Consider the following 12,540-nt stretch of genomic DNA (forward strand, 5'->3'; position numbering starts at 1 on the left):
GACTCATCGGCACTCAGCGGCACTCAGAGTGGTCTTGAGACGCGATGAGTCGCGACTCAGGCAAATGTGGTTCGGACACGTTCACCGTGATTCCCGTGTAGGTGACCACCTGCCGGCCGTAGGCGTCGCGGGGTCGGGAGCGGCTGAGCTGGGGGACAACGGAGAGGAGGTTGCGGCCGAAGATCTGTTTGGTTCCGGGGCGTACGCCGTTGTCCTCGGCCCACTCGCGCCAGACGTTCCACAATGCGTCCACGGGGACGCTGCACGTCGGTCCGGTGGCGCAGCGTTCGCGGACGAACGCGCTGGTGGGTGAGGCGGTGTCCTGCATGGTCGTGACGGCTTCGCGGCTGGACTTCGGTTCCGTGATCCGGCCGGTGCGCTGGAGACGGGCGAGCCCGTCAAGGGCCCAGTTGAGGATTCCGGGCATCTCGGCGGCCAGGCGGTCGGTAAGGGTGGTGTCTTCCTTGCCCAGCCACGACACGCGCATGTTGAGCAGCACGAACCGTTTGGCGATGACGCCGGAGGAGTCGCCGAAGTGCGGCAGTTCGTTGGACAGCAGCATGAGCCGCGTGGGCAGTCTGCCGGTCCACTGCGCGCGGTATTTGCGGTCAACGTCGATGGTGTCCTCACCGGAGATGGTGAGGAGTCGTTCGACCACTTGGCTGCTGTCGTTGCCGGACAGACGGGCATCGGAGATGACTGCGAGCGGCTTGCCGACCAGGGTTGCCAGACCGAAGTTCGTGCCGAGTCCGGCGAGAGTGGGCCCGGCAAGGTTCTCCTTGCCGACCAGCTCTTTGAGGACGCGCGCGATGGTGCCCTTGCCGGAACGGGAGGGACCGACGATGAGCAGGATCTTCTGCTGGTCGGTGCGCCCGGACAGCACGTAGCCGAACCACTCCTGAAGCGCGTTGACGGCGTCGGGGTCGTCGGGCCAGATCTGCGCCAGGAAGCGTTCCCACGTCGGCGCGGCGGCGGTGGGGTCGTAGGCGAACGGGACGGATACGAGGTTGAAGAACCCGGGCCCGTGCGGCAGTAGTGCCCGGTCCCGGATCCTGAGCAGGCCGTTCTCACAGGCCACGATCGGACCGCCGTCCTGCTCGCCGTCGGGGTCGAGCCAGGTGGGGGCGTCAGTGTCGGTGGGCAGCAGGGTGATGGCTCCGAGGGCGTCAAGAAGGTTGCTGATCTTCTGCTTCGTGGGCGCCCACTCCCGCGCTTCCGGCTGTCCGTCCTTCCCGGGGGCGTAGAACACCGCGTGCTCCAGGCGCGTGTACATCGCGGCGCGCATCTGCGCTTCGTCCATCTCGCGCCAGGCGGTGCCGGTCCAGCGCATCCACGATGCGCGCCAGCGACGGCACACAAGCTTGCCGTCCTCGGTCTGCCAGTCCGGCAGGAGACGGCGGGCGACGGCCAGCGGATTGGACGGGGCGGGCAGTTCCTCGCGCTCGGTGCTCTGGTCGCTCATGCGGCCGTCCTCCCTTCCTGGGGGCTGCGGAGTGGGCAGGCGTCGCGGTGGTCGGTGTGGTCCTCGATCAGGGCGAGCACGCGGGCGTGGCCGACGGCGCTTCGGTCCCGTCCGCACAGGCACTTCGAGGTGGCGGTAGGGGTGGTGCCGCGCGGGGCGCTGATGTGCAGCCACGCCACGGGGTACCGGCCGTCACCGGTCTGCGGGTCAGGGCGAAGGGCAGAATGGACGCCCTTGCGGGCGGCGTCCTTCGGCGCGCTACGGCCGGTGGCGGGTTCGGTCGGTTCGGCGGTGCGGGGATGGTCGGCGGTGAGTGTGGTGCTTTTACCTGCGGGGCGGGGCCGTGGGGAGGTCATGCCGTCCTCCGGGGCCAGGCGGTGCGGATGGAGTAGTCCAGTGCCTTGCGGATGGTGTTGCGGCACTCGGCCGGCGGCAGTCCCGCCGACTCGCCCCCGCAGGTAAAAGCCGCTTCGACGGTGGCGCGGTCGAGGTCGCCCCAGGCCACGAACCGGCCCACTGCCCTTACCGCGCGCAGGAGTTCGGCCTGCCGTCCACCCTCGGAAGTGGTGGCCACGGCCGCAACCTCACGTTGCAGGACGGCGGCGGCGTACCGGTCGGTGTCGCGTGCGAGTGTGGGCAGGATCGGGGCCGTGGCGGGCCTCTGAGGGGCCGTCAGAGCCTTTTGGAGCCATTCGGGCAGGTTTGTAACCGGCGAGTTGTCCAGGACCGCGTACGGGCCTTGTGGCGTCTCACTGCCGGGGGCAACGACTTGACCGCCCCATGCGCGGGTGTCGACCTTGGGTGTGAGCGTGCCGGTGGTGTTGGTGAACCGGCTACCGGGCGGGGCGGTGAAGTACAGGTGCTGACCGCCGCTGGGGGTCCGGATGCGATGGGTGGCGGGGACGGCGTGCCCGGCGCGCTCGCAGAGCGCCGCGAAGTTGGCCGCGCCGTCAGGCGTGTCTTTCTCGTCTGTGGGCTTGAGGGTGTCGAGGTCGACGACCAGCAGCCCGGCGGGGCCGGTGGCGATACCGACGTTGAACGGGCCGGTGGCCCAGCAGCGTTCGATGCGGGCGGAGTCGGTGGTGGCGCGCTGCTCGAACGTGCGGTGTCCGTCGGCGCAGTCTCCGGTGCGGGGGCAGCGGCGTTCGCCGTGCAGCGCGGGGACCTTGCTGCGCGGGCGCAGCGGGATGACGGGCCAGCCACGTTCGGCGGCGGCCAGCGCCGCGCGCAGCAGCGCGGGGCGGTGGTCATGGGTCATGCTGGGTGTCTCCAGTTCCTTGAAGGGCGCTGGTGAACAAGGGCGGCCCCGGCTTTGGCGAGACGGGGGCCGCCCTTGGCGGTGTTCTACGCGGCGGCGGTGAGTCGTCGGCGGATGCGGTGGCGAGCAGCAGGCGCAGGGCGTGCACGGCCTGTTGGGGCATGACGCCGTTGCCGAGTGCCTTGAGCTGCGCGCTGCGGGACAGGCCGGGGACGTCGGTGACGTGACCGGACGGTAGGCCCATGAGCCATTCGACGAAGGGCGGGTTCAGCCGTCCCAGAGCGTCAGTTGGCCTGGGAGCGGGGCGCCCAAGGGCGCTTTCCCAGCGCGCGACCGCCGGGCCGTACTCGCCGAAGTCGACGCCGAGGTCGGCAGGCTCGCCACTTCCGCAGCGAGGCACTTGCCGTGCGTCCCGGCTTCCTGCGACGGCGTGCGCTTCGTCTGCCGGTTCTCGTTCTCCGACGCGCGCGGTGTCGGCAGCAGCGAAACGACGTGCCGCAGATTCATCCCGCCCTGGGCCGCGTGTCCGGGCCCGGTGTTCTCCGAGGTCGACGGGGTCGGCAGCAGGGAGGTGACGGCGCTGGGAAGCTGTCCCCTCTGCCCACCGCCGCGCCAGTCCCTGGCCGCCGGTGTCGGCAGGCCACGCGAGGATGAACAGCCGGTTGCGCTGGTGGGCCGCGCCGATGTCGGACGCGCGTACACAGCGCCATTCCGCATCGAACCCGAGGGCGGCAAGGTCGGCGAGCACGGTGTCGAATCCGAGAGAAAGGTGCCCTGCGACGTTCTCAAAGACCGCGAGTCGGGGTCGTAGAACCCCAAGGGCACGCGCGATGTCGGGCCAGATGTGCCGGGCATCCTTGGTTCCCTTCCGTTTGCCGGCGGAGCTGAACGGCTGGCACGGGTAGCCGCCGGTGACGATGTCGACGGAGGCGACGGTCGTCCAGTCGATGGCCGTCAGGTCCCCGAGGTTGGGCACCTGGTAGCGGTGGGCGAGGATGCGGGAGGCTCCGGGGTCGTTGTCCGCGACCCAGGCGAGCGAACCGCCGAAGGTCTGCTGTGCGGCCATGTCCAGGCCGCCGTATCCGGTGCACAGTGAGCCGAGACGCAAGGCGTCGGGTTGGGCCATGCTGGGGGTCTCCAGTTGCCTGAACGGTGCTGGTGAGCAAGGGCGGCCCCGTTTCTTTGGCGAGAGGTGGGGGCCGCCCTTGGCGTAGCTAGTTGTTCCTGGCCCAGTAGACGTACTGCCGACGGACGTAGGCGCGGGCGTCGCAGATCAGGCCGGGCCGGTCCATGTCGAGCAGGAACACGGCCGCCGCTTCGGCGGTGCCGATGGCGTCGCGGTCCCAGGCGCCGGGGTCGTCGAGCAGGGCGATCCGGTCGAGCAGGGCAGCCTTGCGCAGGTAGAACTCACGGCCCAGCTCGGTGAAGCACTCGGCATCGGCCAGGAATCGGGCCGTCCATCCGATCTCGCTGTTGATGCTCGGGGCGTCCGCATACGCCTGCTCCGGGGTCGGCCAGTCCTCCGGAGCGGGGCAGTGGTCGGCGGTGAGGTAGAGGCGGGTGCGCTTGCCGTCGCGGGTCGGGTACCGGCGCACGTCGCCGGTCGTGAACGCGGTCGTCAGTGCGGTGGTGACGCGGTCGGTGTCGTCGGGGTCGCAGATGACGCGGATCTCGAACACTCGGGGCTCCCTGTCAGCCGTTGAAGTGGTTGCGCTTGAACACGGCCTTGCGGATGTGGAAGGTGTTGCCGCCGCTCGTCTCGCTGCGGTGGCCGAAGACCTGGACGGCGATCCATCCGCCGAAGATGACGGCGGCGAGCGTGATGAGCTGGGTGATGAGCGCGGTGAGTGCGGTGATGAAGGTGGTGAGCAGCAGCAGGCCGCCGCACACGGCGAGGAACCCGACGCCCCCGAGGGCGACGTTCACCGCCGCGCGCGAGACGGCGGGCTTGGCCGCGACCGGTTCCGGCTGGACGGGGCTCATGGCGTAGCCGGTGACGACACGGCCGTCCGGGAGGACGACGCTCGCGATCGTCGGCACGCCGTGCGGCTGGACGGGAACGAGCGGCGCCGGGTACGGCGCGGCGGGGGTGATGGGGGTGGGCTGGTGGACTTCCGGGGCCCGTACGGCGGGCGTCCGGTCGGTGTGTTCGGGGTACATGCGGAATCCCTTCCGGTGTCGGTTCAGGGAGGTGGAACCACCCCCTGAGGGGTGGCGTGTGGAGGGGGTTTCGGGGGTGCTGACCTGCGGCCCTCCCTGACTCCCTGACTGATCATTCGTGCAGGTCAGGGCCAGGGAGGCGGGCCAGGGAGGGGTTCAGGGAGGGGTTCAGGGAGTTCTCCCTGACTCCCTGGCCCGGGGAGGGGTCGCCTCCCTCTATCCGTCGGCGGAAGCGGAACCGTCGGAGTCGCGGTTGGCGAGTGCGCGCAGGACGCGTTCGCGGGCGACGACCATGCGGCCGTCGGACTTGTAGGGCTCCGCCCCGTGGGCGTCCAGGACGCGCTTGAGGTCCCCGTTCGTCCACGTCCCGTAGGCGTCCTCGTTCAGCGCGGCGAGCCGCTTGAGGACGTCGGTGGTCGGCACCCGGGACGCGTCGCCGAGGGCGGCGGCGATGTCGGCGAGCGGGTCACGCTCCTGGCCCCGCTCGATCGCGTGCAGCGTGGTGACGCCGTCCCGCAGGGCCTTCGCCCGGTCGGCGATCACGTGCGCGTCGTCGGTGCTGATGTAGTGGGTCCGGACCGTGATGGACGCCTGTCCGGCCGGGATCTCGATGCCGTCGGACGCGACCACGACCGTGCCCTTGTCCAGGCCGGGGCGCAGCAGGTTCGGCGCGGCCCCGCCGTCGACCGCCTTGTCTCCCAGCGCCATGCGGGCCTGAGACTCCGTGCCCAGGGCGAGTGAGGCACGGGTGTGCGCGCCCTCCCGTACGAGCTTGGGGAGGTTCTGGTCGGTGGGGTCCTGTGTGCCCTGCCACATCAGCACGTTGACCGCACGGCCCTGGTTGTGGATCTTGCGGACGGCCATGAAGTAGCGGGACGTGGCCTTCGAGCCGCCGTAGGGCCGCTTCTCGTCGTCCACGGCCGGGCACATGAACGCCTGCTGCGCTTCGTCGACCAGCACGATCAGCGGCGGGAACGCGGTGCCGGGCGGGGCCTGGAGACGGCGGTTCATCTCGTCGACCGCGCCCTCAACCATCTCGGTCACCTCGATCACGTGCTCATCCGTCGGGCCCTGGATCAGCACCGTGGCCAGGCCGTCGAACATGGCCCAGTCGCCGGCGCCCTTCAGGTCACCCATCAGGAACTGAACCGACCGGTCCAAAGCGAGCCACAGCGCGAGCGCCCGCAGCGCGGCGGTCTTGCCCTGGTTGGACAGACCCGTGATCAGGAAGTGCCGCTGATACAGGCTGATCGCGGCGGCATCCCCGCGCAGGTCCTGACCCCACGGCGCGCGGCCCTTGGCGTAGTCGCCGGTCAGCGTCTCGTCGGTGACCAGCGGGGACGGGCCGATCGGCTCATCCAGTGCCCCGGAGTCGGCGACCCACAGCCGCACCGTGCGCGCGGCGGTCGGGATGGTGATGAACACCTCGTGTTCGTGCCGGGAGAGGTTCTCGGCGAGCTTGCGGCGACGCTGCTGGATCTCGTTCGTCGACACCCCCGAAGGGAGGGTGACGTCGACTTCCACGCCGCATCCGGCGATCACGATGGGGGAGAGCATGGAGGCGCCGGCGTCGCCCATCTCCTTGATGGCGTTGCGCATGGCGGGGATGCCGAGGTCGCGCAGGGCCTTGACCACGATGGACGGGGTGATCGGCTCACCCTCGCCGTTGCGGACGTGCGCGGGCATGACCCACGCGGGCGCGGCCTGCTGCTTGCTGCCGACCGCCCACAGGGCGAGCAGGGCGAGGAACGGGCCCAGGGTGACCAGCGGCCCCCACACCACGGACACGATGGTGATCATCAGGCGGATGAACTCGATGACCGCCATGACCGGGGTGATGACGTCGGTGACGTCCTTGTTCGCGATGGCCAGGACGACCCCGAGGGCGACCAGACCGCCTATGCCCATGCCGGTGCCGACCAGGGCGCCCTTGGCGGCGTCCACGGGCGAGTGGAGCAGGTCCATGCGGCGGCGGTGGCGTGCCTCGCGGAAGCGCTGCCCGCGCTCCTCCCACTCCATCGCGGCCTCGTAGTTCCCCGCGGCTTCCGCCGCGCGCATACCGCGCTCGTAGCGGGCAGGGGTGCGGGCGTCCCACGCGCGGCGGGCCACGATCCGCGCCCCGCCGGCCACGTAGAGGGTGTGGCGGGCGGCGGCACGCGCGGCGGTGCGGGTGCGCTCGTGCGTGACCGCCGTCTTCACGGCGCGCCCGGAGCGGACCCACAGCGGGACGGGGGCGGGCGGGGCGGGGTCGGGGACCACGGTCAGCGTGGTCACCGGGGACGGTTCGGCGGAGGTGGTGTCTTTGTGCAGGTGGACGACGGTGTCACCCATGACGGGAGGGTCTCCTGACTGCCCCGGGGCGGGGCGGGAAGTCTGCGAAAGTGCCCCGCCCGGCGATCCGGGCGGGGGTGGCTCAGCGGCCGTGGCGGGCGCGGTTCTCCGCACGGCTGAGCTGGGACGGATCGGTACGCGGCACGTCCTCGTACCAGCAGAACGGGCGGATACCGTCGGCCGCCCTGAACACGCGGACGGCCGTACCGGGCGGGGCGTGCGGGAGGGCGTAGACGCGTGCGCCGTCGAGGGAGGCGAGCAGGCGGGCGCCGTGGTGCTCGCAGCCGTCCGCGCCCGCGTTGAAGCGGTCGAGCACGGTCACCACGGCGGGACCGATGCAGGGGGTGGGGTCGTCCGGGTGTGCGGCCGGGCAACGGCCGTCGGCGGGCGGCACGCTCACCACCACCCGTTCGACTTCTTCGCGGCCTTGGCGGCGGCGTACTCGCGCACGATCCGCTGACGCTCGATGTGCAGCGCGGTGATCTCGGCCGTCAGCCGGGTGACCGCCTGCTCCGAGACGGACTCCAGCCGGTTCTCCTGCCGGGTGGTGCTCTTGCCGCGCAGGACCCGGTACGACCCCCCGGCGAGCGCCCCGAGGACGGCGCGCCGCTCGCTGCTGTTCAGGGGCCACATCTCGCCCCGGCGGACCGCCTCCAGCTTGCGGTTCGTCTTGCTGATCTCGCGGTCGATGCTGCGGGTGTCGGGCTTGCCCATGGCTTCAGGACTCCTCAGACAGTCACGGTGCGGAGCGGGAGGGGTAGGCGACGACGCGCTTCCACGAGGCGCGAAGGCGCATCTCGGATGCGGAGTGGCCGGCCGTGCGGAAGCGGATGGCCATCTCGCGGTAGGACAGAGCGGGTGTCTCGCTGTGCCGGATCTCGTCGACCAGTGCGTCAAGCGCCGTGTCCGAGAGGGCGTTGCCGTCCCCCGGCGGGAGCGCGGCAACCGGCTCCACAGGGCCCCACACGGGCAGCTCCCACGTGGGTGTGACGTCGGGTGTGACGCGGGTCGTCACGCTGGTCAGCGCCCTGCCCGTGTCCTCGCCCCGCCGCGCCGTCTCCAGCGTCGACCACGCGTCGGCGAGGGTTTCGGCGGTCCGGGCCTGGACGCGTGCGACGCGCGCCCCCGCTTGCGTCACGGCCGTCAGCCGGGTCTCTTCGGTGGCCGCTTCGGCGCGCAGGCGGGCACGGGCCACGGCCGCTTCGTCGCGCGCTTCCTGCTGGATGCCCGCGATGGCGTCCAGCGCTACCGGGGTCAGCGCGGTGCGCTCCCACAGACCGTGCACCAGCCACAGCGACTTTGCCGCGACCGGTAGCCACGCCACGGCCAGCCACGCGCCGCGCGAGTGGTCGGCCATCAGCGCGTGCGCGACCAGCACGCCCGTGGCGACTGCCCCGAATGACCAGCCGACGGCGGTCACCGCGCGGCTGTGGTCGCCCTGCGCGGCCAACCGGCGCTCGTAGGCGAGGGTGGCGAGCCATCCGCCGTCGATGCCCAGACCGACGACCAGGGCGACGGGCCACGGCATCGCGGTGCCCAGCCACATCACGACCACGGCGAGGGTGAGCACCATGGACACCGCCGTCATTGCGACGGCGGGCAGCACGGTCCGTGCCTTCACGCCGCACCGCCGGGCGCGTCCGCGCCGGCCGTGCGGTTGGCCAGGTCCCGCCGCGCGGTCAGGACCCGGTTACGGGCCCTGCGGATGCGGCGGGCGTCGACCTCGTTCACGGGGCGGTCGAGGGTCTTGATCTGCGCGTCCAACAGGTCGACCTCCGCCAGGATGACGGGGGACTCCAGCTCGATCGCGTCCAGCTCAGCGCTGGTCGGCTCCATCCAGTCGGCGAACGCGGTAACAGCGTCCTGAACAGTGACGATGTGCTTCATTGGGTCGTGTTCCTCTCACAGGGATGAACGGCCCGTCAGCGGCCCCGGGTGTCCAGACCCGGGGCCGCGCGCCGTTGGAGACCAGAGCTTCCGGCTCCCTGCCACCCCGCCCGTACGGCCAGCACGCGAAGCGCGGTCGGACGGGCGGGGGAGGCAACCGGCCGCAGCGCTAGCTGCTGCGATGGCAGGTAGGGGGCGGACCGGTTCGGCCGTGAGCGCGTGCGCTCCGCTCACTCGCTCGGGTGTTGCACAGGCGCCGTCGGCCGGTCCATCACGGCGACGCCCAAAGGGTTCGTCGAAGCATCGGAACTCCCAGGGTCGAAGGGGCACGGAACATCACTGCAAGGGGGATCACGTCCCCACTCTCCGGCCGTTGCTCGCGGTCGCCGGGCCACCTCCCCAGTACGGGCCGAAACCCTGTTTCACCTGGGCCTTAGCGGGTGGTCTTGCAGCGTTCCCCACCCTGTCGGAGCAGCCCAAAGAAGGCCCCTCCTGTCGCTCCGCTGAACTAGTTCTGCGGTGCGCTGTGATGATTAAGGCACGCTCCGGAGCGGGCGTCAATAGAACTAGTTCAGGAAGTCTGGGGATCGTTCCCCCGGTTGCGGAGAGATCCCGGCTATCTTTGTAGGACTAGTTCTGCAACACTGAGGTCGCGAGTCACACACCAAGGGAGTCAGGCGTGGAAGAGATCAAGGTTCCGAAGGTCCAGCGGGTTGCCGCTGAGCTTCGGGCGAAGATTCTGGAGGGGGTGTATCCCCCGGGTTCTGCGCTGCCCAAGGTTCGGGAGCTTCAGGAATCCGAAGGCGTCGCCTACCAGACCGCGCGCGACGTGTACCGGGTGCTGGAAGACGAGGGTCTGATCATCTCCCGCAGGGGTGAAGGCACGTTCGTCTCTCCCATCCTGGGGAAGATCCACCGGGATGGAACGGGCCGCTACATCAAGTCGGCCCGGGAAGAGGCCGGCGCGCGGGGCGCGTTCGCGGCTGAGATTGCCAGGCTCGGGATGACGTCGAGCGCGTCAACCGTGATCAGCCGGGAGCGCCCACCGAAGCGAGTTGCCCAGATTCTGGGCATCCATCACGCGGCAAAGGCACTCGTCCGAGCGCGGGTCATGCGTGCTGATGCCACCGTCGTGCAGGTGGCGACCTCGTACTTCCCTGGTGACGTGGCGTTCGGTACGCAACTGGAGCAGCAGGACACCGGCGACGGCGGAAGCAAGTCCCGTCTTGCTGAACTCGGCTACCAGCAGACCCGAATCCGCGAGTCCATCGACGTACGGCCTCCGAGCAAGGATGAAGCCGAGTCGCTCGGCATCTCGGCCGACAGGTTGGTCTACGAGATCACCCATGTCGGCCTGACTGAGAGCGGCAAGGCTGTTGAGGTCTGCGTGCACGTTATGCCCATCACCCTGTGGTCACTCAGCTACGAGTGGCCTATCGACAAGCCCGCCGTCTGAGAGGAAAGACCGAAGTGAGCAGCAACACCGCCATCGTCCGTGACGCCACGGAGCGCTACCGCACGGCGCGTCGCGAGGCAGGCGAAAGCCGTGGCGCCTTCGAGACCGAGATCAAGCGACTCGGGGGCACTCCCCGTGTGGAAACCGCGATCCGTCGGGATGTCGCACCCTCTCAGGTCGCGGAACTTCTCGGCATCGCGGCCACCGACCAGACCGTGATCCGTGCCAGGCACATGTACGACGGTGACCGCCTGGTTCAGCTTGCCGACTCGTACGTCCCTGCGGACGTGGCAGAGGCCGCCGGCATCGAGAACCCTGACCCGGGTCTCGGCGGCATCATCAGCCGGATGCGCGACGCGGGATACGAGCAGACCGAAGCCATTGAGGAAGTCACGCTGTATGCGGCGACCTCGGTCGAAGCTGAGGCGTTCGGGGTTGAGGTCGGTAGCAACCTGCTTCAGATCACGCACACCGGTTACACGAAGACTGGTCGCGCTGTTGAGGTCACCGTCCACCGTCCTGGCCCCGGTTGGGTCCTGCGCTACAGCCCGCCGATCAGCTAAGTGCCGTGAATAGCGACGGTCCGCACCGAAGTGCGGGCCGTTGCTATTCCTGCTGCCCGTATGCGTCAGCCTTGCATTGATCTGATCTTATCTGTCTCGGGCGGGATGCGCGGTCCCGGAAGTAACGGGTTCACTCGCCGAGCTGGGGGACCCACTCCATGAACATCTCGGTACCTTGACCCCGGACAGCAAGATGAAAGTCGGGATCCAATAGGCCATCAGGGAATGCTTGCCGCGCCCACGGATTATCCAGACGGATGACTTTCGGGGGTTCTTTTGAAAGCGGCATCCACCCCCGCATCAAGACGAAAACACAACTCAAGCGTCGGACTCGCCCTTCGGGATGTGCTGGCGAAACGCCGAAGATTCCGTTGATCTTTTGGGCCGACTGAGGGGTGTTAGTGCCCTCCCCTTCTAGGGGAATGGCATCGTGCCCATAGATAGTGTCTACGATATCTTCAGTGTCGCAGAGCAGGTCGCGAATGCACATGATCACCGCGAAGGGCCGATTGCGATGGTCGTACTTTGCGCCAACTTTCTGACTCAGCCTGTCGCGAATTCTGCGCTCGTGCTGGAGTATGCCGCCGAGCCAGGGACTCGCCGCGACGATTCGAGCGGATGGGCTAGGTGGTGTTGTGGTCGAGCGCGGAAAGAATGTGAAAGAAAGTTCCGCTTCGGGGGCTGAGTAGGTGGCACGGTGAGTTGCGAGATTTGGTGTGGGCTGAGGAACGCCGAGACTGACGATTGTCTCTTTGATCCATCTCGCGACGTCCTTTGGGCGCGGCTGCTTGGTCCACCTGCGAACCTCGTAGGAGAGGTACCAGTAGGTCAGGGGAACCCTGCGATTGATCTCTAGGGTCAAAGCCTGGTTTCGGGTGGCTTGGGAGCCCAGCGCATTATTGGGGAAGAGTGTGAGTACTTCGGCGCCCGCGACATAGCTGGATGCTTGGTAGAGGCGAAAGTCCGGACTGTCTTCATCTTCTTCATACCGCGCTTCGCATGTCTGCGAGAGGAGGTGATGTGCGTACAGTTCGTCACAGGCTTGAAGGACTGCATTCTCCCCGTCGCCGCACAGGCGACTTCGAAGCATGTTATTGCGGTCGGGAAAATTGGCGTACAGATTATTGATGATCTCCCGTGACGCGCGAGCCTTCGGCGCGCTCGACGAGCGCAGCCACTTCACCCCTTCGTTGAAGGGGTCATCGCTCGGCTTGTCCGGCTCGCTAAAGACTGGCGCGTTCGTCACCCCGCGATGTTATTGGATGCATGACGCGCTGACGCAAGGCGTTTCATGGAGGCACTCAGCCCTCACAGCCCGCGCCCCGCAGGTCAACAGGCAGCGGAGTGCGCTCACTCATCGCGTGGGCTGGGCCGTCTCCGGGCCGTCCGAGGAGGGCCAACGACGACCACTGACGACCAACAA

General features: G+C 68.9%; 14 protein-coding genes. 2 read left to right on the forward strand and 12 right to left on the reverse strand.

Going from position 1 to position 12,540, the window contains the following annotated elements; genetic code table 11:
* Positions 1–13 precede the first annotated feature (13 nt).
* The 11 genes from OG852_RS28385 to OG852_RS28435 all read right to left on the reverse strand — a co-directional run bounded on the left by OG852_RS28385 (position 14) and on the right by OG852_RS28435 (position 9,098).
* Positions 14–1,462: a DNA primase family protein gene (locus OG852_RS28385; protein ID WP_330349357.1), complete on the reverse strand. Its 1,449-nt coding sequence runs from the start codon at positions 1,460–1,462 to the stop codon at positions 14–16.
* On the reverse strand, positions 1,459–1,818 hold the full coding sequence (locus OG852_RS28390; protein WP_330349358.1) for a hypothetical protein: 360 nt from the start codon (positions 1,816–1,818) through the stop codon (positions 1,459–1,461). The genes OG852_RS28385 and OG852_RS28390 overlap by 4 nt, the downstream gene beginning before the upstream one ends.
* Positions 1,815–2,720 (reverse strand): bifunctional DNA primase/polymerase, encoded by a 906-nt coding sequence (locus tag OG852_RS28395; protein ID WP_330349359.1) that lies wholly within the window; start codon positions 2,718–2,720, stop codon positions 1,815–1,817. The genes OG852_RS28390 and OG852_RS28395 overlap by 4 nt, the downstream gene beginning before the upstream one ends.
* Positions 2,710–3,846 (reverse strand): DNA cytosine methyltransferase, encoded by a 1,137-nt coding sequence (locus OG852_RS28400; RefSeq protein WP_330349360.1) that lies wholly within the window; start codon positions 3,844–3,846, stop codon positions 2,710–2,712. Before OG852_RS28400 ends, OG852_RS28395 begins: the two co-directional genes overlap by 11 nt.
* Positions 3,847–3,934: 88 nt before the next feature.
* On the reverse strand, positions 3,935–4,399 hold the full coding sequence (locus OG852_RS28405; protein ID WP_330349361.1) for a hypothetical protein: 465 nt from the start codon (positions 4,397–4,399) through the stop codon (positions 3,935–3,937).
* Between the two features lie 13 nt (positions 4,400–4,412).
* Entirely contained in the window at positions 4,413–4,880 is a 468-nt protein-coding gene (locus tag OG852_RS28410; RefSeq protein WP_330349362.1) for a hypothetical protein, read from the reverse strand.
* Positions 4,881–5,096: 216 nt separating this feature from the next.
* A complete protein-coding gene (locus OG852_RS28415; RefSeq protein ID WP_330349363.1) occupies positions 5,097–7,211 on the reverse strand; it encodes an ATP-binding protein in 2,115 nt (704 codons plus the stop codon).
* 82 nt (positions 7,212–7,293) lie between these two features.
* Positions 7,294–7,611 (reverse strand): hypothetical protein, encoded by a 318-nt coding sequence (locus tag OG852_RS28420; protein ID WP_330349364.1) that lies wholly within the window; start codon positions 7,609–7,611, stop codon positions 7,294–7,296.
* A complete protein-coding gene (locus OG852_RS28425; protein ID WP_330349365.1) occupies positions 7,608–7,925 on the reverse strand; it encodes a hypothetical protein in 318 nt (105 codons plus the stop codon). Before OG852_RS28425 ends, OG852_RS28420 begins: the two co-directional genes overlap by 4 nt.
* 22 nt (positions 7,926–7,947) lie before the next feature.
* Positions 7,948–8,832, reverse strand: coding sequence for a protein spdB (locus OG852_RS28430; protein WP_330349366.1), 885 nt, complete (start codon positions 8,830–8,832; stop codon positions 7,948–7,950).
* Positions 8,829–9,098 carry a DUF6284 family protein gene (locus tag OG852_RS28435; RefSeq protein WP_330349367.1) on the reverse strand — a complete coding sequence of 90 codons (270 nt, stop codon included), beginning with the start codon at positions 9,096–9,098 and terminating at the stop codon, positions 8,829–8,831. Before OG852_RS28435 ends, OG852_RS28430 begins: the two co-directional genes overlap by 4 nt.
* A gap of 679 nt (positions 9,099–9,777) precedes the next feature.
* Between OG852_RS28435 and OG852_RS28440 the strand changes: the two genes are divergently transcribed.
* Positions 9,778–10,554, forward strand: a complete 777-nt coding sequence (locus OG852_RS28440) for a GntR family transcriptional regulator (RefSeq protein ID WP_330349368.1) — start codon at positions 9,778–9,780, stop codon at positions 10,552–10,554.
* A gap of 14 nt (positions 10,555–10,568) precedes the next feature.
* Positions 10,569–11,117, forward strand: coding sequence for a UTRA domain-containing protein (locus OG852_RS28445; RefSeq protein WP_330349369.1), 549 nt, complete (start codon positions 10,569–10,571; stop codon positions 11,115–11,117).
* A gap of 130 nt (positions 11,118–11,247) precedes the next feature.
* Here OG852_RS28445 and OG852_RS28450 read toward each other — a convergent pair whose 3' ends face one another.
* Complete coding sequence (locus OG852_RS28450) at positions 11,248–12,363, reverse strand: hypothetical protein (protein WP_330349370.1); 1,116 nt, start codon at positions 12,361–12,363, stop codon at positions 11,248–11,250.
* Positions 12,364–12,540 lie beyond the last annotated feature (177 nt).

Source organism: Streptomyces sp. NBC_00582, assembly GCF_036345155.1.
GTDB lineage: Bacteria > Actinomycetota > Actinomycetes > Streptomycetales > Streptomycetaceae > Streptomyces.